Origin of the sequence: Specibacter sp. NPDC078709 (genome assembly GCF_040686795.1) — a bacterium.
Classification (GTDB): Bacteria; Actinomycetota; Actinomycetes; order Actinomycetales; family Micrococcaceae; genus Specibacter.
This window is the reverse complement of record NZ_JBFBLU010000007.1, coordinates 128,076-150,701: the sequence shown is the minus strand read 5'-3', so window position 1 is coordinate 150,701 and position 22,626 is coordinate 128,076. Positions and strand designations below refer to the sequence as shown.

At 57.8% G+C, this 22,626-nt stretch carries 17 protein-coding genes and 1 pseudogene; 6 read left to right on the top strand and 12 right to left on the bottom strand.

The window, feature by feature from the left end:
* Positions 1–36 precede the first annotated feature (36 nt).
* Together AB0P14_RS13900 and AB0P14_RS13895 are read left to right on the top strand one after the other, a co-directional pair.
* Entirely contained in the window at positions 37–1,653 is a 1,617-nt protein-coding gene (locus tag AB0P14_RS13900) for a hypothetical protein (protein ID WP_363843306.1), read from the top strand.
* Positions 1,654–1,714: 61 nt separating this feature from the next.
* Positions 1,715–2,164, top strand: a complete 450-nt coding sequence (locus AB0P14_RS13895) for a hypothetical protein (RefSeq protein ID WP_363843303.1) — start codon at positions 1,715–1,717, stop codon at positions 2,162–2,164.
* Between the two features lie 172 nt (positions 2,165–2,336).
* On the opposite strand, the gene tuf is transcribed toward AB0P14_RS13895, so the two are convergent.
* From tuf to rpsL, 4 genes are all read right to left on the bottom strand, one after another.
* Positions 2,337–3,527, bottom strand: a complete 1,191-nt coding sequence (gene tuf, locus AB0P14_RS13890; RefSeq protein WP_038464709.1) for an elongation factor Tu — start codon at positions 3,525–3,527, stop codon at positions 2,337–2,339.
* Between the two features lie 158 nt (positions 3,528–3,685).
* The gene (gene fusA / locus AB0P14_RS13885) at positions 3,686–5,800 is read right to left on the bottom strand and encodes an elongation factor G (RefSeq protein WP_363843300.1); all 2,115 of its coding nucleotides are present in this window, start codon (positions 5,798–5,800) and stop codon (positions 3,686–3,688) included.
* A gap of 72 nt (positions 5,801–5,872) precedes the next feature.
* The gene (gene rpsG, locus AB0P14_RS13880; RefSeq protein WP_038464713.1) at positions 5,873–6,343 is read right to left on the bottom strand and encodes a 30S ribosomal protein S7; all 471 of its coding nucleotides are present in this window, start codon (positions 6,341–6,343) and stop codon (positions 5,873–5,875) included.
* Between the two features lies 1 nt (position 6,344).
* Positions 6,345–6,719: a 30S ribosomal protein S12 gene (gene rpsL / locus AB0P14_RS13875; protein WP_363843296.1), complete on the bottom strand. Its 375-nt coding sequence runs from the start codon at positions 6,717–6,719 to the stop codon at positions 6,345–6,347.
* Positions 6,720–7,166: 447 nt separating this feature from the next.
* Between rpsL and AB0P14_RS13870 the strand changes: the two are divergent.
* Positions 7,167–7,325, top strand: a pseudogene (locus AB0P14_RS13870) (patatin-like phospholipase family protein); the annotation flags it as partial.
* A 37-nt stretch (positions 7,326–7,362) separates the two neighbouring features.
* Positions 7,363–8,025: a hypothetical protein gene (locus AB0P14_RS13865; RefSeq protein ID WP_363843532.1), complete on the top strand. Its 663-nt coding sequence runs from the start codon at positions 7,363–7,365 to the stop codon at positions 8,023–8,025.
* 152 nt (positions 8,026–8,177) lie between these two features.
* On the opposite strand, the gene AB0P14_RS13860 is transcribed toward AB0P14_RS13865, so the two are convergent.
* A complete protein-coding gene (locus AB0P14_RS13860; RefSeq protein ID WP_363843293.1) occupies positions 8,178–12,080 on the bottom strand; it encodes a DNA-directed RNA polymerase subunit beta' in 3,903 nt (1,300 codons plus the stop codon).
* A 104-nt stretch (positions 12,081–12,184) separates the two neighbouring features.
* Complete coding sequence (rpoB, locus tag AB0P14_RS13855; protein WP_363843290.1) at positions 12,185–15,703, bottom strand: DNA-directed RNA polymerase subunit beta; 3,519 nt, start codon at positions 15,701–15,703, stop codon at positions 12,185–12,187.
* A gap of 433 nt (positions 15,704–16,136) precedes the next feature.
* Between rpoB and AB0P14_RS13850 the strand changes: the two genes are divergently transcribed.
* Positions 16,137–17,336: an acetyl-CoA C-acetyltransferase gene (locus AB0P14_RS13850; RefSeq protein ID WP_363843287.1), complete on the top strand. Its 1,200-nt coding sequence runs from the start codon at positions 16,137–16,139 to the stop codon at positions 17,334–17,336.
* A gap of 11 nt (positions 17,337–17,347) precedes the next feature.
* A complete protein-coding gene (locus tag AB0P14_RS13845) occupies positions 17,348–17,842 on the top strand; it encodes a YbaK/EbsC family protein (RefSeq protein WP_363843517.1) in 495 nt (164 codons plus the stop codon).
* Positions 17,843–18,045: 203 nt separating this feature from the next.
* Here the strand turns inward: AB0P14_RS13845 and rplL are convergent, their stop codons facing one another.
* The 6 genes from rplL to rplK all read right to left on the bottom strand — a co-directional run bounded on the left by rplL (position 18,046) and on the right by rplK (position 22,600).
* On the bottom strand, positions 18,046–18,423 hold the full coding sequence (gene rplL / locus AB0P14_RS13840; protein WP_363843284.1) for a 50S ribosomal protein L7/L12: 378 nt from the start codon (positions 18,421–18,423) through the stop codon (positions 18,046–18,048).
* A gap of 126 nt (positions 18,424–18,549) precedes the next feature.
* On the bottom strand, positions 18,550–19,137 hold the full coding sequence (rplJ, locus tag AB0P14_RS13835; protein WP_363843281.1) for a 50S ribosomal protein L10: 588 nt from the start codon (positions 19,135–19,137) through the stop codon (positions 18,550–18,552).
* A gap of 361 nt (positions 19,138–19,498) precedes the next feature.
* The gene (locus AB0P14_RS13830) at positions 19,499–20,584 is read right to left on the bottom strand and encodes a GNAT family N-acetyltransferase (RefSeq protein ID WP_363843278.1); all 1,086 of its coding nucleotides are present in this window, start codon (positions 20,582–20,584) and stop codon (positions 19,499–19,501) included.
* A 24-nt stretch (positions 20,585–20,608) separates the two neighbouring features.
* Entirely contained in the window at positions 20,609–21,190 is a 582-nt protein-coding gene (locus AB0P14_RS13825; protein ID WP_363843276.1) for a GNAT family N-acetyltransferase, read from the bottom strand.
* Between the two features lie 113 nt (positions 21,191–21,303).
* On the bottom strand, positions 21,304–22,011 hold the full coding sequence (rplA, locus tag AB0P14_RS13820) for a 50S ribosomal protein L1 (protein ID WP_363843273.1): 708 nt from the start codon (positions 22,009–22,011) through the stop codon (positions 21,304–21,306).
* A gap of 157 nt (positions 22,012–22,168) precedes the next feature.
* Positions 22,169–22,600, bottom strand: a complete 432-nt coding sequence (gene rplK, locus AB0P14_RS13815) for a 50S ribosomal protein L11 (protein WP_363843270.1) — start codon at positions 22,598–22,600, stop codon at positions 22,169–22,171.
* Between the last annotated feature and the right edge of the window lie 26 nt (positions 22,601–22,626).

Below are 22,626 nucleotides of genomic sequence, written 5' to 3'. Positions count from 1 at the left end.
GCCACACCCCTACATGCATCCACCGAACGGACAGCCATGACTGAAAAAATGCTAGGAGCCGATCCGGAAGAGCTCCGGAATTTGGCCAAGCTCTTGAAAAAGTACTCATCGGTCCTAGACACAACCTCCAGTAACCTCAACCCGACCATCATGCACTCTCGGTGGAATGGCCCCGATGCCCAACGCTTCCGCCAAGACTGGACGTCGCGGATCCGGCCGCAGATCAAGTCAGTCAGCGCGATGTTCATCGACACATACCAGCAATTGCAGACCCAAGCACAAGAGCAGGAAACTGCTTCCTCAGAAAGCAGCCTTGGTGGCGGGCACGGTGGCGGCAGTGGCCAGGGCAGCGGGACGGGAGACACAGGCGGCTCGACTTCGCAGAACCAGACCGACCTTGAGAACATTGGGACCCGCACCGATCAGGAAGTTCGGGACTGGTGGAACAGTCTCAGCGACGCTGAAAAGACCAAGCTGATGACCAGCTACGACGAGAATGGAATTCCAAACGCGTACCGTCTCGCCGCATTGGAAGACAAGCTGCCTTCGGAAGACCAAGATCGAATCCGTGAGTATCTGGTGGAGTCGGCCAAAGAATCCATCCCCATGTATTCTCAAACCGACACAATGGGTGTTGATGGTCAGATTGCCTGGGTGCACGGCGGCGCCCACCTCTCGAGCGAGATTACGCAAAACGCTGATGGGTCTGTCGAACTCACGCTGGCAGGCGACCTCAGCGGTGGCGTTAACACACCCGGCACCAAGGCTGGCGTCGATGTGACACTCAGCGGTGAGCTTTCAAGAACGTATAAGTTCGATTCCTTGGAAGAGGCACTTGCTGCACGTGCACAAATGCTCAATGAACTGCCCCCGGACGGTTTCGGACGGGCGAGCGATGCCATCCGAAATCCTGGCGAGTACATCGAAAAGACACTCGACGGAGCAGCGAAGGACAACGGTTCCACTGACAACCACACAAGTGTGAAGGGAACGTTGTCAGTCGGCGGGAAGCTTGAACTTTCGGACGACGCATCCGCTGAAGCAAAACTCTCCTTCGACTACGAAAAGAACCTCACCAACGGTACAGCCACAGCCAGCGGGACAGCGTCAGTCAAGGCTGAACTGGATCTTGGCGACGGGATGAAGTTTGGCGGCGATGGGGAAGCCGGTGTCACACTGAGCATGAACGAGGATGGCGACGTCAATAAGATGACGATCAATCTGAAGGGAACCATCGAAGCTGGGGCCAAGGTTCAGGACAATCCCAATATCCAGGACCCCAGGCTTGAAATGTTCGGGCCAAAGCCTCCCACTGAAGGACCCAGCGCTCAGTCGAGCGCAGGCGTCCAGGGAACAGTGAGCATGGAACTGCAGAATACGGCCGAGAACCAGCATCTCGTTGACAGCTATCTAAGCAACATTGCCTCCGGCAACAACCTTGCCGCGGCAGGAGATCTAGAAAAGATCTACCATGCTTCTGGTGTGACGCTGCAAGCAAATTCAGTGGCCTCCTCTGAAACTAATCTGGTTGACTTTGACAGCGGAGCTGCCTCGCTGAAGGTCGGCGGTAGCTCCGAAACAACGCTCAATGCCGCAACGTTCCACAAATCACCCTATGACGGAAGCTACCAGATCGTCACGGGTAAAAAATGATGGATCATGAAGTAGCAACGTTGAACAAACTAGCTCGTAACCACTTGAGAGGCCTCAAAAAATGAGCCAACAATTCGATACAGGACTGGGCCTGAAAATCATCCTGCCTGATGGGGCAGCGCCCATCGAGGAGTCAAGCGCCGGACCCGCTAGCCGTCAATTCAGTCTTGTGAATGGCGACGTGATTTCTGTGGTCCGCGATGACAGTGCAGCCACAGATCTCCTGGGTCTTCTAGCATGGGCGCAGGGCATGGCGCAGCACTATGTACAAGAGTTCGACGCCGTGGAAGACGCCCAGGGCAATATCAACAGTGCCGGCAAGCAGAGCTACGCCTACGCGGTCACCTTCAAGGATGCCAACGGAGTTCCCCGCAGGGCCACCCTGATCGCCACGTTGCTCGGCGAGGGTATCTTTGCAGGCATCACACTCTTGGCAATCAATGCTAGCCAGAATCTGGACCTTGAACTGGTCCAACAACTCGTAGACGGCCTGGCCCCGAGCGAAAGCTAAGAATCCCCCTCAAGACACCGGCACCAACCTTGGTGCCGGTGTCTTTTGCTGCCACCGCCCAAGGAGCCGAAAGTACGGAAGGGGCGTGACGCCGTCGAGCATTCAGCACAGAATAAAAGAAGGGCCCCAGCCGAAGCTGGGGCCCTTCTTTATAGATCTAAGTAATCAGAAATTACTTGAGGATCTTGGTGACACGACCTGAACCAACGGTGCGGCCGCCTTCGCGGATAGCGAAGCCGAGGCCCTCTTCCATGGCGATCGGCTGGATCAGCACGACTGACATTTCGGTGTTGTCGCCAGGCATAACCATTTCCGTGCCCTCGGGCAGGGTGATGACGCCGGTAACATCCGTGGTGCGGAAGTAGAACTGCGGGCGGTAGTTGGAGTAGAACGGGTTGTGACGCCCGCCCTCATCCTTGGCCAAGATGTAGACGTTGGCTTCGAAATCGGTGTGCGGGGTAATGGAACCCGGCTTCACGATAACCTGGCCACGCTCTACGTCTTCGCGCTTGATACCGCGGAGCAGCAGACCACAGTTCTCGCCAGCCCATGCTTCGTCGAGCTGCTTGTGGAACATTTCGATACCGGTAACCGTGGTCTTCTGGACCGGACGGATACCAACGATTTCAACTTCAGAGTTGATCTGAAGCGTTCCACGCTCGGCGCGGCCCGTAACAACGGTTCCACGACCGGTGATGGTGAAGACATCTTCAACCGGCATCAGGAACGGCTTGTCCTTGTCGCGGATGGGGTCAGGAACGTTGTTATCAACAGCGTCCATCAGGTCCTCAACGGACTTGACCCATACGGGGTCGCCTTCCAGAGCCTTCAGGCCGGAAACGCGGACAACAGGTGCCTCGTCGCCGTCGAAGCCCTGTGAGGAGAGCAGTTCGCGAACTTCCATTTCGACCAAGTCGAGGAGTTCTTCGTCATCAACCATGTCGGACTTGTTCAGTGCGACCAGCAGGTAGGGAACACCAACCTGGCGGGCCAACAGAACGTGCTCGCGGGTCTGAGCCATCGGACCGTCAGTTGCTGCAACTACCAAGATAGCGCCGTCCATCTGGGCAGCACCGGTGATCATGTTCTTGATGTAGTCAGCGTGACCGGGGGCGTCTACGTGTGCGTAGTGGCGCTTTTCGGTCTGGTACTCAACGTGGGAGATGTTGATCGTGATACCGCGCTGCTTCTCCTCGGGAGCCGAGTCGATGGTAGCGAAATCGCGTGCCTCGTTGAGATCGGGGTACTTGTCGTACAGTACCTTGGAAATGGCAGCCGTCAACGTGGTCTTACCATGGTCAACGTGACCGATGGTGCCGATGTTAACGTGCGGCTTGGTCCGCTCGAACTTTGCCTTTGCCACAGGTTCCTCCTAGAACATTTTAGAAAACTTACTCTCAGCAGCGCTGTTCGCCGCTGAAATCAAAATAAGTCTACTGGGGGCTTTTGATATTTAAGAAATTGCTTCAGATTGGGTCTGTCCCAGCCTACGGCCAGAACAGACCCAGTCAAAAAGGGCGATTACTCGCCGCGAGCCTTCTGGATGATTTCGTCGGCAACAGCCTTCGGAACCTCAGAGTAGCTATCGAACTTCATCGAGTACACGGCACGACCCTGGGTCTTGGACCGCAGATCACCGATGTAGCCGAACATGCCGGACAAGGGAACAAGAGCCTTGATGACCTTGACACCGCTTGCGTCCTCCATGGACTGCATCTGACCACGACGTGAGTTGATGTCACCGATAACTTCACCCATGTATTCCTCAGGGGTGCGGACTTCAACTTCCATCAACGGTTCAAGCAGAACCGGGTTAGCCAACCGAGCGGCTTCCTTGAACGCCATGCGACCGGCGATCTTGAAGGCCATTTCGGAGGAGTCAACATCGTGGGACGCACCGTCGAGCAGTGTGGCCTTGATGCCAACCATCGGGTAACCGGCCAGCACGCCGTCAGGCAGTGCGGACTGGATGCCCTGGTCAACGCTGGGGATGTACTCGCGAGGAACACGGCCACCAGTGACCTTGTTGCTGAACTCGTACATTTCGCCTTCGTGCGTATCCAGCGGCTCAATGGCAATCTGGATCTTAGCGAACTGGCCGGAACCACCGGTCTGCTTCTTGTGCGTGTAGTCATGCTTGACAACAGCGCGCTTGATGGTTTCGCGGTAAGCAACCTGCGGCTTGCCAACGTTAGCCTCAACGTTGAACTCGCGACGCATGCGGTCCACCAGGATGTCCAAGTGGAGCTCGCCCATGCCGCCGATTTCGGTCTGGCCGGTGTCTTCGTTGAGGTTGACGGTGAACGTCGGGTCCTCAGCGGAGAGCTTCTGGATAGCCGTGGAGAGCTTCTCCTGGTCACCCTTGGTCTTCGGTTCGATGGCGACGAAGATCACGGGATCCGGGAAGGTCATCGATTCGAGAACGATCGGGTTAGCCGGATCGCACAAGGTATCACCGGTGGTGGTGTCCTTGAGACCGATCACAGCGTAGATGTGTCCTGCGTGGACCTCATCTACGGGCATTTCCTTATTGGCGTGCATCTGGAAGAGCTTGCCAATACGTTCCTTCTTCTGCTTCGTCGAGTTCAGCAGCTGAGTACCGGGAGTTGCCTTACCGGAGTACACGCGGATGAAGTTCAACTGACCGAAGAACGGGTGCGTTGCGATCTTGAAGGCGAGAGCCGAGAACGGCTCGTCTTCATTCGGCTCACGCTTGAGTTCGATTTCTTCGTCGCGGGGATCGTGACCGACCATCGCGCCGACATCCAACGGGTTCGGCAGGAAGTCGATGACAGCATCAAGCATGGGCTGCACGCCGCGGTTCTTGAATGCTGAACCACAGAAGACCGGGTAGATCTCGGAGTTGACGGTCAGCTTACGAATGCCGGCCTTCAGCTCATCGATGGAGGGCTCTTCGCCTTCGAGGTACTTTTCCATGAGCTCTTCGGAGGACTCAGCAGCAGCCTCAACGAGGGCAGCGCGGTACTCTTCGGCCTTTTCCTGAAGATCAGCGGGGATCTCCTGGATTTCGTAGGCGGCACCCATGGTGACGTCACCCTTAGAGTCGCCGGCCCAAACGAAGGCCTTCATGCTCAGCAGGTCAACAACGCCAGTGAATTCGCTTTCAGCACCGATCGGCAACTGCATAACGAGAGGCTTGGCACCGAGACGGTTGATGATGGTATCTACGGTGAAGTAGAAGTCAGCACCGAGCTTGTCCATCTTGTTGACGAAGCAGATACGCGGAACGTTGTACTTGTCAGCCTGACGCCAAACGGTCTCAGACTGCGGCTCAACGCCTTCCTTACCGTCAAAGACAGCAACTGCGCCGTCGAGCACGCGAAGTGAGCGCTCAACCTCAACAGTGAAGTCAACGTGGCCAGGGGTGTCAATGATGTTGATCTGGTTGTTGTTCCAGAAGCAGGTCACGGCGGCAGACGTGATGGTGATGCCGCGTTCCTTTTCCTGTTCCATCCAGTCAGTCGTCGAAGCACCATCGTGCGTTTCGCCGAGCTTGTGGTTCACACCCGTGTAGAACAGGATGCGCTCAGTCGTAGTGGTCTTGCCAGCATCGATGTGGGCCATGATGCCGATGTTGCGGACCTTGTTAAGGTCTGTAAGCACGTCCTGTGCCACGGTTTCTCCCTTTGTCTAAAGATGAGCTGAAGGCTGCCGGCGGGGTTACCGCCGGCAGTTTCACAACTCTAGTTACCAGCGGTAATGGGCGAAGGCCTTGTTGGACTCTGCCATCTTGTGGGTGTCTTCGCGACGCTTGACAGCGGCACCAAGACCATTGGAAGCATCCAAAACTTCGTTGCGCAAGCGCTCGGTCATGGTCTTCTCGCGGCGAGCCTTCGAGTAACCGACCAACCAGCGAAGGGCAAGTGCGGTCTGACGACCCGGCTTGACCTCAACGGGAACCTGGTAGGTAGCGCCACCAACACGGCGGGACTTGACTTCGAGGCTGGGCTTGATGTTCTCCATGGCCTTCTTCAAGGCAACAACGGGATCAGCACCGGTCTTCTCACGTACACCTTCGAGTGCGCCGTAAACGATGCGCTCTGCGGTGGACTTCTTACCGTCTACCAGAACCTTGTTGATCAACTGAGTGACCAAAGGGGAACCGTATACGGGATCTACAACTAGCGGCCGCTTGGGGGCCGGACCCTTGCGAGGCATATTACTTCTTCTCCATCTTTGCACCGTAGCGGCTACGAGCCTGCTTGCGGTTCTTAACGCCCTGGGTATCCAATGCGCCACGGACGATCTTGTAACGAACGCCGGGAAGGTCCCTAACACGGCCTCCACGAACGAGCACGATGGAGTGCTCCTGAAGGTTGTGGCCTACACCGGGGATGTAAGCGGTAACTTCCACGCCGCCGTTGAGGCGCACACGTGCAACCTTACGCAGAGCCGAGTTCGGCTTCTTGGGAGTGGTGGTGTAAACGCGCGTGCAAACGCCGCGACGCATGGGGCTACCCTTCAATGCGGGAGCCTTGGTCTTTGTGACCTTGGGTGTCCGGCCCTTTCGGACCAGCTGGTTAATCGTAGGCACTTTCGTGTTCTCCGTTGTTTTCTCGAGTGGATTCTCGTGTTGCTGGCCCCGGTGCTCACATTAAACAGCCACCGGGGAAAGCCTTTTACTGGTAGTCGCAGACTTGGCGACTTCACAGCGCCTAGGCATGCAAAAATGTGGCATTCGCTGTACAAGAACCGTACAACCCGGACCCGCATGCACTTTCTTTGCCTAAACAAAGAAAATAGACGCTCTTATCCACTGCCACACTAACAATTACTTATTACGTTACCACGGGTTGCTTCTCTGGCACGAATCGGTGCCTCATTGCCTAGCTGAGAGTTGCCCCACGGCGCCGTCGGCCGTGTTTGCGACTTTGCGGAGCCTCACGTGGGGGGAGGCTTGCTGACTGAGTGGGTGCGTCATGGCTGATGCAGATCTGGTAGTTGAAGGCTCGGAATAAAAGGCTCCAGTTTGGTCGGCGCGGTGACCGCCTTGGCCAACCACTGTGATCCCTACACTTTTCACCGGATTGCCGGCACGTCCGCAGGGGCAATAGTTGCTGGCCTACTAGCCTCTGGCATGGGTGATCCTCAGGTGAAGAACGTGATGGACCAACTGGACTTCTCGCGCTTTGAAGATGAGCTGGGGGTGCTTTTCACATATCCCCGGGATGGGACCGGTGGCAAGTTTAGTCCTCCAAGAGGGCCTCTACGCTGGCAGATTTCTGCACGACTGGCTAACCGAGACCCTCGCAGACCATGGCGTGCGCACCTGGGCCGACTTGAAAGAGGACGATCCAGATAGTGCGCTGCAACCGTCCCAGAGATACAAGCTGGTGGTGATTGACTCTGATGTTTCGTGGGAGCTCATGCTTCGGCTCCCTTGGAACTTTGAACAGCTACTGGTGTGGAAGATGCCTACCGATGCCAAGACCACAGGCCACGATCATATTGTTTGCGTTGACGGCGGCATGCTCTCCAACTTCCCCATGTCAATCTTTGACAGGCATGACAACGCACCCTCGCGTTGGCCCACTCTCGGGGTGAAGCTCTCAGGCCGCTCCACCATCCGCTCCGGGGACTGGGTCCCAGATAGCAATGGCGTCCAATTGGCAAAGTCTCTCCTGAGCACCATGATTGGGGCCCACGATCGCAGCTACATCAATGACCCGCAAGCGATCTCGCGAACCATTTTTGTTGACACCTCCGCCTACCGTGCAACAGATTTCAAGCTCACAGCCCAAGACAAGCTGGCCATGTACTCCTCGGGCCATGCCAGTGGGGAAAAGTTCCTATCCAGGTGGGATTGGGAAAAATGGAAGACCGGCGACTATTCCTTTTAGCAGTGCGATAGCGTCTGCCGAAAGCCCGCATTTGGTGCGATAGCGTCTGCCGAAAAGCACACCATTGGTGGGATAGCGTTGTTAAAGTGCGACGGCGGTGGGTGAGTTTCCTTCGAAACTCACCCACCGCCGTCGTACTTTTCGCTTAGCTGTTAGCCGGAGAAGTTGGTACCGAGATCGTAGTCATCCAAGGGGATGGCACGGAACTCGTTGCCCAAATCTCCTACGCCGCCCACGTAGTCAAAGTCGCTGAATGCGCTCGGACCGGTGAACAGGTTGGCCTTGGCTTCTTCCGTGGGCTCCACCGTGACGTTGGTGTAGCGCGGAAGGCCGGTGCCGGCGGGGATCAACTTACCGATGATCACGTTCTCCTTCAGACCCAACAGCGGGTCCGACTTGCCTTCCATGGCCGCCTGCGTCAGAACGCGGGTGGTCTCCTGGAAGGATGCGGCGGAGAGCCATGATTCGGTAGCCAAGGAAGCCTTGGTGATACCCATCAGTTCGTTACGGCCCGAAGCAGGCTTCTTGCCTTCGGAGACAACGCGACGGTTTTCCGTCTCGAAGCGACCGCGCTCGGCGAGCTCGCCGGGCAGCAACTTGGAATCGCCTGATTCAATGACCGTCACGCGACGGAGCATCTGGCGGACGATAACCTCGACGTGCTTGTCGTGGATACCCACACCCTGGCTGCGGTAAACGCCCTGAACTTCCTCAACGAGGTGCTTCTGAGCGGCACGCGGGCCGAGGATACGCAGAACCTGCTTGGGGTCAACTGCACCCACAATGAGCTTCTGGCCAACTTCAACGTGCTCCCCGTCAGCAACCTGCAGGCGTGCGCGTCGGAGTACCGGGTATGCGATTTCTTCGCTGCCGTCGTCCGGGGTCAGGATCAAACGCATGGTCTTCTCGGACTCATCAATGTTGATGCGACCGGCAGCTTCTGCTATCGGAGCCACACCCTTGGGGGTACGTGCTTCGAAGAGCTCCTGGATACGGGGCAGACCCTGGGTGATGTCCTCGCCACGGCTGGCAGAAACAGCACCACCGGTGTGGAAGGTACGCATGGTCAGCTGGGTACCGGGCTCACCGATGGACTGTGCGGCAATAATACCGACGGCCTCACCAATGTCTACGGTCTTACCGGTTGCCAAGGAACGGCCATAGCACAACGCACAGGTACCAACGGTTGACTCACAGGTGAGCACCGAGCGGACCTTGATCTCTTCAATGCCGGCTGCGAACAGCTTGTCAATGAGGACATCTCCAACATCGTCACCGGCAGCTGCCAGAACGGCGCCAGATGCGTCAAGCACTTCAGCAGCCAAGGTACGAGCGTAAACGCTGTTCTCGACCTCTTCGTGCAGGACGATCTCGCCCATGGAATCAACCACGGCGATCGGCAGCGTCAAGCCGCGCTCGGTGCCACAGTCGTCTTCGCGAACGATGACATCCTGTGAAACGTCAACCAGTCGACGGGTCAGGTAACCGGAGTTAGCTGTACGCAGAGCGGTATCGGCCAGACCCTTACGGGCACCGTGAGTAGCAATGAAGTACTCCAAAACCGACAGGCCCTCACGGTAGGAGGACTTGATCGGGCGAGGAATAATTTCACCCTTAGGGTTAGCCACCAAGCCACGGATGCCAGCAATCTGGCGAACCTGCATCCAGTTACCACGAGCACCGGAGGAAACCATACGGTTGATCGTGTTGGATGCGGCGAAGGATGCCCGCATGACGTCAGCGATCTCGTTGGTTGCCTGGTTCCAGATGTCGATGAGCTCCTGGCGGCGCTCGTCATCAGCAATCAGACCCTTGTCGTACTGAGCCTGGACCTTAGCGGCCTTGACCTCGTAGCTTTCAAGGATGGCAGGCTTGGCTGCAGGCACCTCAATATCGGAGATGGCAACGGTGATACCTGAACGGGTTGCCCAGTAGAAACCGGCATCCTTCAAGTTATCCAGTGTTGCTGCCACAACCACCTTGGGGTAACGCTCGGCGAGGTCGTTGACGATCTCCGAGAGCTGACCCTTGTCTGCAACAGCTTCAACCCAGGGGTAGTCAGCAGGCAGGGTTTCGTTGAAGATGACCTGACCCAGTGAGGTATCGATGATGGCTGAATCGCCAGCTTCGAAGCCTTCCGGACCCTTGCGCTCGGCACCCGGGATGAAGTTCTCCAAACGGATCTTCACCTGTGAGTTCAAGTGCAGTTCGCCGGCGTCGAACGCCATGACAGCTTCAGCTGCCGTGGAGAACTGACGGCCTTCGCCAACAGAACCTTCACGCTTGGTGGTCAAGTGGTACAGACCGATGATCATATCCTGTGACGGCAAGGTCACCGGACGGCCATCTGAAGGCTTCAAAATGTTGTTCGAGGACAACATCAAGATGCGAGCTTCAGCCTGAGCTTCGGGGCTCAGCGGCAAGTGAACTGCCATCTGGTCACCGTCGAAGTCAGCGTTGAAAGCACCACAAACCAGCGGGTGAAGCTGGATTGCCTTACCTTCAACAAGCTGGGGCTCGAACGCCTGGATACCCAAACGGTGCAGGGTTGGTGCACGGTTCAGCAGTACCGGGTGCTCGGTGATGATCTCTTCGAGAACATCCCAAACCTGGGGACGGAAACGCTCCACCATACGCTTGGCGCTCTTGATGTTCTGAGCATGGTTGAGGTCAACCAGGCGCTTCATCACGAACGGCTTGAAGAGCTCCAGAGCCATCTGCTTGGGCAGACCACACTGGTGCAGCTTCAGCTGCGGGCCAACAACAATAACCGAACGGCCAGAGTAATCAACGCGCTTACCGAGGAGGTTCTGACGGAATCGACCCTGCTTGCCCTTAAGCATGTCAGAGAGCGACTTCAATGGACGGTTACCCGGTCCGGTGACAGGACGGCCGCGACGACCGTTATCGAACAGCGAGTCAACAGCTTCCTGCAGCATGCGCTTTTCGTTGTTGACGATGATCTCCGGAGCACCCAGATCAAGCAGACGCTTGAGACGGTTGTTGCGGTTGATCACGCGGCGGTACAGGTCGTTCAAGTCCGAGGTGGCGAAACGGCCACCGTCGAGCTGAACCATGGGGCGCAGTTCCGGCGGGATCACCGGGACGGCATCCAGAACCATGCCGAGCGGGCTGTTGTTGGTGGTCAAGAATGCGTTGACAACCTTCAGTCGCTTCAGTGCACGAGTCTTGCGCTGGCCCTTGCCATTGGCAATGATGTCGCGCAGGATCTCAGCTTCGCCAGCCATATCGAAGTTCTCGAGACGGCTCTTGATAGCTTCGGCACCCATGGAGCCCTGGAAGAACATGCCGTAGCGCTCGCGCAGTTCGCGGTAAAGAGCTTCGTCACCTTCCAGGTCAGCAACCTTGAGAGCCTTGAAGCGATCCCAAACCTGCTCGAGGCGGTCGATGTCAGCGTCGGCGCGCTTACGCACGTTCGCCATCTGACGGTCCGCGGAGTCGCGGGCCTTCTTCTTATCTGCTGCCTTGGCGCCTTCACCTTCGAGACGAGCAAGCTCGCCTTCGAGGTCGCGGGCGATCGTGGCGATGTCGCTGTCACGGGTGTCCACCATGCGCTTCTTTTCCAGATCGTGCTCGATCTGGAGGTTCGGCAGCTCTTCGTGGCGTGCAGCATCGTCAACACTGGTGATCATGTAGGCAGCGAAGTAAATGACCTTTTCGAGGTCCTTCGGTGCCAGGTCCAGCAGGTAACCCAAGCGCGAGGGGACGCCCTTGAAGTACCAGATGTGAGTTACGGGCGCTGCAAGCTCAATGTGACCCATGCGCTCACGGCGTACCTTTGCGCGGGTGACTTCAACGCCACAACGCTCGCAAATGATGCCCTTGAAGCGCACGCGCTTGTACTTGCCGCAGTAGCATTCCCAGTCGCGGGACGGGCCGAAGATCTTCTCACAGAAGAGGCCATCTTTTTCCGGCTTGAGCGTGCGGTAGTTAATAGTTTCCGGCTTCTTGACTTCGCCGTGGCTCCAGTCGCGAATATCTTGCGCGGTAGCCAGGCCAATCTGCATGAGGCCGAAGGAGGATTCGCTGGACATATGGGTCCTGTTCTCTCTAATTCTCTAAAGTCTGAAAGTCTGTGTCGGGTACGGGAAGAAGGGAGGGCCGACGGCGGTGGGCTGGCCACCGCCGTCGTCCGTGGTTAAACTTCTTCGACAGAGTTAGGCTCGGCCCGTGACAGGTCGATGCCCAGCTCCTCCGCGGCCCGGAAGACTTCTTCATCCGAGTCACGCATCTCAATCGTGGTGCCGTCTGTGGAAAGGACTTCCACGTTCAAGCACAGCGACTGCATTTCCTTGATGAGAACCTTGAAGGATTCCGGAATACCGGGCTCCGGGATGTTCTCGCCCTTGACGATGGCTTCGTAGACCTTCACGCGGCCGTGGATGTCATCGGACTTGATCGTCAGCAGTTCCTGCAGCGTGTACGCCGCGCCGTATGCTTCCAATGCCCAAACTTCCATCTCACCAAAGCGCTGTCCACCGAACTGCGCCTTACCGCCCAAGGGCTGCTGGGTGATCATGGAGTACGGACCGGTGGAGCGGGCGTGAATCTTGTCATCCACCAAGTGGTGAAGCTTCAAGATGTACATGTAGCCAACGGAAACCGGGTCCGGGAACGGCTCGCCTGAGCGGCCGTCGAACAGACGGGTTTTACCAGAGGAATCGATCAGGCGGTCGCCGTCTCGAGTCACGTTGGTGGAATCGAGCAGGCCTGTGATTTCTGCGTCACGGGCACCGTCGAACACCGGGGTAGCAACCTTCGTCTGTCCGCTTTCACGCGGCAGGTTCGGCAGGTTCTTGATCCAGTCAGGCTCGCCTTCAACCTTCCAACCAGTCTTGGCAACCCAACCGAGGTGGATTTCCAGGACCTGTCCGACGTTCATACGACCCGGAACACCCAAGGGGTTCAGGACGATGTCCACCGGAGTACCGTCGGCGAGGAAGGGCATATCTTCGATCGGGAGGATCTTGGAAATAACACCCTTGTTACCGTGACGGCCGGCAAGCTTGTCACCGTCGGTGATCTTGCGCTTGTTGGCAACGTAGACGCGAACCAGCTGGTTCACACCGGGAGGCAGATCATCTTCGGAGTCGCGGTCAAAGACGCGAACACCAATGACGGTTCCGGACTCTCCGTGGGGAACCTTCAAGGAAGTGTCGCGAACTTCGCGGCTCTTCTCACCGAAGATTGCGCGCAGCAGACGCTCTTCCGGGGTCAGCTCGGTCTCGCCCTTGGGCGTGACCTTTCCAACCAGGATGTCGCCGGCTTCAACTTCAGCACCGATGTGGATGATGCCGCGCTCGTCCAGGCCAGCCAGGATTTCCTCGGAAACGTTCGGGATGTCCCGAGTGATTTCTTCAGCTCCAAGCTTGGTGTCGCGAGCGTCAATCTCATGCTCTTCGATGTGGATGGAGGAGAGTACATCCTCAGCAACAATGCGCTGCGAAAGGATGATGGCATCCTCGTAGTTGTGACCTTCCCAGGACATGAAGGCAACCAAGAGGTTCTTACCCAAGGCAAGCTCGCCCATGTCCGTTGCCGGACCGTCAGCGATGATGCCGCCAACTTCCAGACGCTGACCCTCAGAGGCCAGAACGCGCTGGTTGTAGGCCGTGCCCTGGTTGGAGCGCTGGTACTTGGCGATCGGGTAGCTGATCTCCGTGCCGTCGTCGTTCAACATGACAACGACGTCGGCGGAAACCTCAGAAACCACACCTGCCTTCTTGGCGATGACAACGTCTCCGGCGTCAACAGCGGTGGCGCGCTCCATGCCGGTTCCCACAAACGGGGCCTCGGACTGGACCAACGGCACAGCCTGACGCTGCATGTTCGCACCCATCAAGGCGCGGTTAGCATCGTCATGCTCGAGGAACGGGATCAGGGCAGTAGCCACAGATACCATCTGGCGCGGGGAAACGTCCATGTACTCGACCTCGTCGGCCGGGATCAGAACGGGCTCGCCGCCACCACCGCGCTGGCGAACCAGAACAGTTTCTTCAACGAAGTGGCTGTTGTCATCGAGAGGCGCGTTGGCCTGTGCGATCACAACGTCCATCTCGTCATCAGCGGTCAGGTAATCAACCTCGTCGGAGACAACACCCTTGAGAACCCGACGGTACGGGGTCTCGATGAAGCCGAACGGGTTGATGCGTCCGTAGGATGCCAAGGAACCGATCAGACCAATGTTGGGGCCTTCAGGAGTTTCAATGGGGCACATACGGCCGTAGTGGGACGGGTGAACGTCTCGAACTTCCATGCCTGCACGGTCACGGGACAAACCGCCCGGGCCCAGCGCGGACAGTCGACGCTTGTGCGTCAGACCGGCCAGCGGGTTGTTCTGATCCATGAACTGTGAGAGCTGAGAGGTTCCGAAGAACTCCTTGATAGCTGCCACAACGGGACGGATGTTGATCAGTGTCTGCGGCGTGATGGCCTCGACGTCCTGAGTGGTCATACGCTCGCGGACAACGCGCTCCATGCGGGAGAGGCCTGTGCGGACCTGGTTCTCGATGAGCTCGCCGACGGCGCGGATACGACGGTTACCAAAGTGGTCGATGTCATCGACGTCAACACGGAGGTCGACCTCGGCGCCGTCGCGCTGGCCCTTGGTGGTCTTGTTGCCGGCGTGCAAAGCAACCAAGTACTTGATCATGGCGACAATGTCATCCACGCTCAGTACGGAAGCCTTCTCGTCGCTCAACGGCAGATCAATACCGAGCTTGCGGTTGATCTTGTAACGGCCAACCTTGGCCAGATCGTAACGCTTCGGGTTGAAGTACAGGTTGTGCAACAGAGCGTCAGCAGCGTCAACGGTGGGCGGCTCGCCCGGACGCAGCTTGCGATAGATGTCCAACAGGGCATCCTCGCGGCCTGTGGTGGCATCCTTTTCCAAGGTGGCACGGATCGAGTCGAACTCGCCGAACTCTTCCAGGATCTGGCCTTCGGTCCAGCCGAGCGCCTTCAGCAGTACGGTGACTGACTGCTTGCGCTTGCGGTCCAGACGAACGCCAACCTGATCGCGCTTGTCAATCTCCAGCTCGAACCATGCACCACGTGAGGGGATGATCTTGGCGGTGAAGATTTCCTTGTCACTGGTCTTATCCGCGGTGCGCTCGAAGTAAGCACCCGGGGAACGAACCAGCTGGGAAACAACAACACGCTCGGTGCCGTTGATGACAAACGTGCCCTTGTTAGTCATGAGCGGAAAATCGCCCATGAAGACAGTCTGCTGTTTGATTTCACCGGTCAAGTTATTCATGAACTCGGCCTTGACGTACAGCGGTGCGGCGTACGTGGCGTCGCGGTCCTTGCACTCATCAACGGTGAACTTGGGGTCAGAGAATTCCGGCTCCGTGAAGGACAGGGACATGGTGCCCTGGAAGTCCTCAATGGGGGAAATCTCTTCGAAAATGTCGGACAGACCGGACGTGACGGCCACACTGTCATCGCCAGCATCCACAGCGCTCTGCATGCGTTCCTGCCAGCGCCCATTACCTACGAGCCAGTCAAAGCTCTCGGTCTGGAGTGCAAGCAGATTCGGCACGTCAAGCGGCTCATGAATCTTTGCGAATGAGATGCGACTCTTTGCACCGTCGGTGCTGTTTGAATCGATAGCGGTTGCAGCGTTATTTACATTAGAGGTGCTCGAGGCGACCAAGAGGGATCCTTCCACAGACCTGCAGGCTTGTTCTTACGAACCCTTACCCGTTTCTCTCCCGGTCATCAAACCAGGAGGAACGCTGGCCAAGTAGCCGTAGAAGACGCTTCATAGTGCAGCGGTGCTGCTCTAAAACGCGTTCTTCCAAGACTCTTGACCGATACAAAGCCCACCGCTATATGAAGGCTGAAGGTTAAGAGGGATACGCAAAGAACTACTCTACCCGCTTAAGGGCTCGCGTGTCTACCCCGAGATTTGAAAAACCGCAAGTGTGGATATTTAAATCTCTGCTGCACTGTCATAGTACCCTCGTTCAGGCTTCCACAGGGCGGACAAGGAATTTTCTTTACTGCCTGTGCTGTTAGGTTTTATGGAAAGACACACAGCTCAACGAGGATCTGTGCGGAATCAAGTTTCAAGGAGCAGTGCGGCTATGACGTCACAAGCAAACGATGTAGTAATTCTTGCTGGAGCACGTACGCCGCAAGGGCGGCTCAACGGGCAGCTGGCCCCCTTCACCGGCGTGGAACTCGGAGCGAAGGCCATTGCAGCGGCAATCACTCGCTCCGGAATTGATATCGCGGACGTCGACCAGGTGATCATGGGACAGGTGTTGCAAGCCGGCACAGGTCAGAATCCGGCGCGGCAGAGCTCGGTGGGTGCCGGCGTTGGCTGGAACGTTCCCGCTCTGACGATCAACAAGGTCTGCCTCTCCGGGCTAACGGCCGTGATCGATGCCGCGCGCCTGATCCGTAGCGGGGAAGCCAGCGTGGTGGTGGCTGGCGGGCAGGAGTCCATGACACGCGCCCCGCACCTGCTGCCCGGATCACGCCAAGGCTGGACGTACGGCGCCATTCAGGCTCTGGATGTGGCTGCCCACGACGGACTGACAGACGCCTTCGACAACGATTCCATGGGCCTCTCAACCGAACGCGGCAATATCCGCCTGAACATCAGCCGCACAGCCCAGGATGAGGTTGCGGCAGCCTCGCATCAGCGCGCAGCAGCGGCCGCCGCAGCTGGCGTGTTTACCGACGAGATCGTCCCGGTAAACGTGCCTCAGCGTAAGGGCGATCCCTTGGTCCTCGATCAGGACGAGGGAATCCGCCCGCAGACCACCGTGGAAACTCTCGCCGGCCTGCGCCCGGCCTTCACCGCCGACGGCGCCATCACAGCTGGGAACTCCTCTCCCCTATCCGACGGTGCCAGCGCCCTAGTGCTGTCATCGCGTGCTTATGCCGAAGAACACGGCCTGGCGTGGCTGGCAGTGGTTGGTGCCCCCGGCCAGGTGGCCGGACCCGATAATTCACTGCACTCCCAACCTGCCAATGCCATTGCCAAGGCCCTGCTGACCGCGGGCTGGGAGGTGAACGATCTGGACTTCATTGAAATCAACGAAGCCTTCGGCTCAGTAGCAGTTCAGTCGCTGCGCGACCTGGACTTTCCTCTGGAGAAGTGCAATATCCATGGCGGCGCCATTGCTCTGGGCCACCCCATTGGAGCCTCCGGAGCCCGCTTGGCACTTCACGCAGCCATGGAGTTGAGCCGCCGCGGAGCTGGCAAGGCCGCCGTCTCATTGTGTGGCGGTGGCGGCCAAGGTGAGGCCCTCCTGCTGTTCCGGGACGCCGAGTGACACCCGGGCCACTGCCCGAGATCCTACCTGAGCCCCTACCCGAGGGACATGCCCGTGTAGCGGCGGACGCAGCAGCCCGTGGTCTCGAGATCGAAATCTTTCCTCGCCCTGCCGCCAATTCGTTGGAGGAGGCTGCGGCACTCATGGGGATCGCGCCGTCGGACATTGTGAAATCCTTGGTGGTGAAACGCAGCGATGGGACATTCTTGTTCGCCCTGGTTCCGGGTGGACAGGCGATCTCTTGGCCGAAGCTGCGCGCCGCCGTTGGCGTCAATAAGCTGCAAATGCCCCCGGCGGATGTGGCCTTGGCCGCCACTGGGTACGAGCGCGGCACCATCACTCCGCTGGGCAGCACCACGGCCTGGCCCGTCTACGCTGACGAAAGCATCGTTGGCCGCAAAGTAGCTATGGGTGCCGGTGAACACGGCTACAGCATGTTCGTTGACGCCGACGCGCTGGTTGCCGCCTACGGCGCGATCGTAGCGGACATCTCAGTACCGGAGTAGCTCAGCGGCGGTGCCACCGCTCGTGGGCCCAGACGGCAGGGACGGCCTGCTGCCGGAGCGGGGATGGATTTGCGAAGGTTGCCCAGCGACCGAGGAAATCTTACTGCCCGCGAGGCAGCTGGCCGGCCCGCATTCACTGGGCGTACATGCAAAAGAAGCCCCGCACCAATCGGTGCGGGGCTTCTTTTAGAAAGACGAGGTGATTACTTGAGGGTAACCGTGGCGCCGGCAGCTTCGAGAGCTTCCTTGGCCTTCTCAGCAGCTTCCTTCGTTGCACCTTCGAGAACAGCCTTAGGAGCCGAGTCAACGACCTCCTTGGCTTCCTTCAGACCCAAGGAAGTGATGGCGCGAACTTCCTTGATAACTGCGATCTTCTTGTCGCCGGCTGCTTCGAGGATAACGTCGAATTCAGTCTGCTCAGCAGCTTCTTCAGCGGCGCCGCCACCGGCGGGGCCTGCAACTGCAACAGCAGCAGCGGTAACTTCAAAGGTCTCTTCGAAGAGGGTAACGAACTCGGAGAGCTCGATGATGGTCAGTTCCTTGAAAGCTGCAATGAGCTCGTCGTTGGTGAGCTTAGCCATGAGTGGCGCTCCTTCTGTGTTTTGCCCGCGAGGGGCGAATCCATAAACCTAGACCCTGTTTGGGCATAGGGAAATACTTGGGGTGAACACCTGCTGGCAGGCGGCGCGTCCAAAAGACGGCGCACGCTATGCTTCGGTGGTCTCGGCTTCTACGGCCGGTGCTTCTTCAGCGGCCGGAGCCTCTTCAGCAGCAGGTGCTTCCTCAGCGGCCGGAGCCTCTTCAACGGGAGCGCCTTCAGCAAGCTTCAAACGCAGGGCGTCGAGGGTGCGCGCAGCGGCGGCCATCGGTGCCTTGAGGATGCCTGCAACCTTTGCCAGCTGCAGCTCGCGCGATTCGAGGGCGGCCAGTGCGGCGACCTCGGCAGCGTTGAGAGCCTTGCCTTCGAAGATACCGGTCTTGATGACCAGCTGCTTGTTGGCTTTTGCAAAATCCGTCAGGCTCTTTGCTGCTGCAACAGCGTCACCCTTGATGAAAGCAATTGCGGTAGGACCGGACAGCTGACCCTCGAAAGCATCAACACCCGCTTCCTTAGCCGCAATAGCCGTCAGAGTGTTCTTTACAACCGAGAACTTGGTGTCCTGGCCGAGAGAAACGCGCAGCTCCTTGAGCTGAGCTACGGTGAGCCCACGGTATTCGGTTAGGACTGCTGCAGTTGAGTCGTTGAAATCTTGCTTGATTTCTGCAACCGCAGCCACCTTTGTTGGCGTTGCCATAACCCTCCTTCCGGGAATAGTTGCCGGTCTGTACGGGTCCCGCAAGCGCTCCGGTGAGGGAAGCTTGCAAAAAACAAAACGCCCCGCACAGATGTACGGGGCGTTTTGTGGCAGCGGATCCATGGGATTTCTCCCGGTTCAACACTGCAACTTAAGCTTTGTGCACCTGCGCTGGCCGTCCTATTGAAGGACTTTCGGATGAAAAACTGCCCAGTTCCAGCGCAATAGGATGCATGCTGCATCTTCTGGCTGGGGGTGATTGACATCGACCGACGGTCTTTGGTTCTTAAAGATTACAGGAACCATCCCCGTGAATCCAAATCGCGTCCCGGTGCACTGGGACACACTGCTCATGACGCCGCTACTGAGCTTTGTTGAAGTCCTTGCGCCATTGCCCTGTCACGCCGGCACTGGTGTAGCCCAAAGTGGCATCGACCGCCAGCATGTAGTCGTTCTCCGGCGCATTCCATGAGTAGATGGCGCGCAGCTCCGGGAAATGCTGTTGCAGTTGCTCCATGTTGGCCACCTTGATCTGAAGGCCTAGGTCCTTGCCATGGTGTGCCTTCTGCACCACAGTTTCGTCCTGAAAAGCTACATCAGCCCGATGACCCAAAAGTGAAATGGAGGTGAAAGCGACCAACGCCCCTGACTCTAGGCATTCAGCGGCGGTGACAACAGTACGTCTACCACTGAGCCGAGAGAGCTCTTCAGACTCGCGAAGCTGCTCCACACTCCAGGTGCCATGGTCGCCGTCGTCCTCGTTATGACTCTTTTCCAGACGAACAAAGTCCGCTGCCCACTCTTCCGGGCAAGCATCCAACCACTGATGCACTCGGTAGGCACCTTGGTGAGTTTCCTCGGCACGGGCAGTGAGCTGGCCCAACAAGTCCGCGCCCAACGGCAATGCACAGGCACTGAACTGCTCCGCACGTTCCAGCGCGTAGCCGGCATTGCTGGCGAATCGGGCTTCCCTACTCTTCAGCGGCAAGTCGATGCTGCCGTGAGCTGCAGCAATCCGTTCTCCGGCCTCGTCCGCAGCTTCGAGGTCAGCGGCGGGGTGATTAGTTTCAACCACCACAATTCTGCGGTTCTCCCCCTTCACAAACAGCTCGGCAGCTTCCAGAAGTTTCCGGCCCATCCCCTGCCCGGCAGCAACAGGCAGGACATCCAAAGTCACGTGCGCGAGCTCAGTGTTGTCATCCAACGGCATGGCAATGCCAGCACGGCCCAAGATTTTGCCGTCCAGGCGTGCCACCAAAACCACGTACCATTCGTAAGGGTCGTGGCACAGTGCGAAGAGTTCAGCAGGGGTGTAAGCCAAAAAGTCATTGCCCCACGTGTCAATACGGACCTGACGCGAGACTTCCACAGCCTCCAAGAAATCTGCAGCGCTGTTGTGCTGGAGATCCTCTGGGATCCGCAATTGTTCGACTTTGGCTTCAGCCATGGCGGGAGTACCTGTCACTTTCTTTCAATTCGACCGCACCATGACGTAATCATGCTCGGTCTTTGTCCCCAACTGAAAGCTCCTGGTCCCGGTGACCGCGAACCCGTGCTTCCGATAAAATTTTTGCGCCCGCACATTCTCACTATTAACGCCAAGCCACGTCTGCCGACGGCCTTGAGTGTCAACCCATTCAAGGCTGGCGCTCATAATGCTCATGGCAACGCCGCTGCCGTGGGTATCCTGATGCGCATAACACTTACTGAATTCAACGGCATCACCATCAGAGACTACGGCCGCTACATCCAGCGCAGTAGGCGGAGCATCAACCAACATGGTGTAGGCCAGCAAACGGCCCTGATTCGGCACTGATTCATCCTGACTCTGTTCCTGATCTCGCTCCTGAACATGTTCCTCGGCAACGAAGAGCACCCGGAGCGGATCGGCAAGGTAAGAAGCGAAACTCTCGGGGCCAAGATTTTGGGCAATAAACGCCGCTACCTCATGTGCTGGGCTGTCCGGTGGACAAGCCAAGGGGAAGGTGAGGGCCGCGAGTTCTGCCAAAGCGGGGGCGTCGGTTGCTTTTGCCCGACGGATGCCGAATTGCATGCGTGCGCACTCCCATGCGTTGTAGGTCGTTTTTCTAACGTATCAGTTTGTATACAAGAAAGGGCTGATGTGGCGTTATGCCACATCAGCCCTTTCTTGGGAATTACCGAAGCTTACGCTTCAACAAACACCTTGGTTGCAGCCGGATCCACGGGGATGCCGGGGCCAAACGTCGTGGAGACGGTGGCCTTCTGCAGGTAGCGGCCCTTGGAAGCGGACGGCTTCAAACGAAGCACCTCTTCCAGGGCAGCTGCGTAGTTCTCGCCGAGCTTCTGAGCGTCGAAGGAAACCTTGCCGATGATGAAGTGAAGGTTGGCGTGCTTGTCGACGCGGAAGTCGATCTTTCCACCCTTGATGTCATTGACAGCCTTGGCGACGTCGTTGGTGACGGTACCGGTCTTCGGGTTAGGCATGAGGTTACGGGGACCCAGAACCTTACCCAAACGGCCAACCTTACCCATGAGATCAGGTGTAGCAACGGCTGCGTCGAAGTCGGTCCAGCCGCCCTGGATCTTTTCGATCAGGTCGTCGGTACCAACGAAGTCGGCGCCGGCAGCAATTGCTGCCTCGGCGCGCTCACCGGTTGCGAAAACCAGAACGCGGGCGGTCTTACCGGTACCGTGAGGCAGGTTAACCGTTCCGCGGATCATCTGGTCAGCCTTGCGAGGGTCTACACCCAAGCGGAAGGCAACCTCAACGGTTGCGTCGAACTTGGAGGGGTTGGTCTCCTTGGCGAGCTTGATAGCTTCGAAGGGTGCGTATACGTTCTCCGCATCGATCTTGGCCTGAGCTGCCTCATATGCTTTACTGCGCTTTGCCATGCTGCGTTTCTCCTTGTGCAGTTGTGGTCGTTAGGACCGCGCGGGCCCTGCCACTACGTCCGCCGCACTCCACCTAAAGGTGAGTTGTCCGGCGTCGTTCTTAATATTTTTGGTCATGCTGTGAGATCTCGACTGGCAAGATCTCTGGTGTTGAGGCTTAGGCCTCGACGGTGATACCCATGGAACGGGCGGTACCGGCGATGGTGTTTTCAGCAGCCTCGATGGTGGTTGCGTTGAGGTCAACCATCTTCTGGGTAGCGATCTCGGTAACCTGAGCCTTGGTCAGCTGAGCAACCTTGACGGTGTGGGGGGTACCTGAACCCTTAGCAACGCCTGCAGCCTTTTTGATGAGCTCTGCAGCCGGCGGGGTCTTGGTGATGAAGGTGAATGAACGGTCTTCGTAAACGGTGATTTCAACCGGGATAACGTTTCCGCGCTGGGATTCCGTTGCAGCGTTGTACGCCTTGCAGAATTCCATGATGTTGACACCGTGCTGGCCAAGCGCGGGACCGATGGGCGGAGCCGGGTTAGCGGCGCCTGCCTGGATCTGCAGCTTGATAAGGCCGGTGACCTTTTTCTTGGGAGCCAATGTAGGGTCCTTCTCTCAATATCTTT

Bases quoted from the DNA above. Each gene is read 5' to 3' on its own strand.
- rplL (WP_363843284.1), bottom strand. From the start codon at position 18,423: ATGGCTAAGCTCACCAACGACGAGCTCATTGCAGCTTTCAAGGAACTG.
- AB0P14_RS13825 (WP_363843276.1), bottom strand. From the start codon at position 21,190: ATGCAATTCGGCATCCGTCGGGCAAAAGCAACCGACGCCCCCGCTTTG.
- AB0P14_RS13895 (WP_363843303.1), top strand. From the start codon at position 1,715: ATGAGCCAACAATTCGATACAGGACTGGGCCTGAAAATCATCCTGCCT.
- AB0P14_RS13900 (WP_363843306.1), top strand. From the start codon at position 37: ATGACTGAAAAAATGCTAGGAGCCGATCCGGAAGAGCTCCGGAATTTG.
- rplJ (WP_363843281.1), bottom strand. From the start codon at position 19,137: ATGGCAACGCCAACAAAGGTGGCTGCGGTTGCAGAAATCAAGCAAGAT.
- AB0P14_RS13860 (WP_363843293.1), bottom strand. From the start codon at position 12,080: ATGTCCAGCGAATCCTCCTTCGGCCTCATGCAGATTGGCCTGGCTACC.
- AB0P14_RS13830 (WP_363843278.1), bottom strand. From the start codon at position 20,584: ATGGCTGAAGCCAAAGTCGAACAATTGCGGATCCCAGAGGATCTCCAG.
- AB0P14_RS13850 (WP_363843287.1), top strand. From the start codon at position 16,137: ATGACGTCACAAGCAAACGATGTAGTAATTCTTGCTGGAGCACGTACG.
- rpsG (WP_038464713.1), bottom strand. From the start codon at position 6,343: ATGCCTCGCAAGGGTCCGGCCCCCAAGCGGCCGCTAGTTGTAGATCCC.
- rplA (WP_363843273.1), bottom strand. From the start codon at position 22,011: ATGGCAAAGCGCAGTAAAGCATATGAGGCAGCTCAGGCCAAGATCGAT.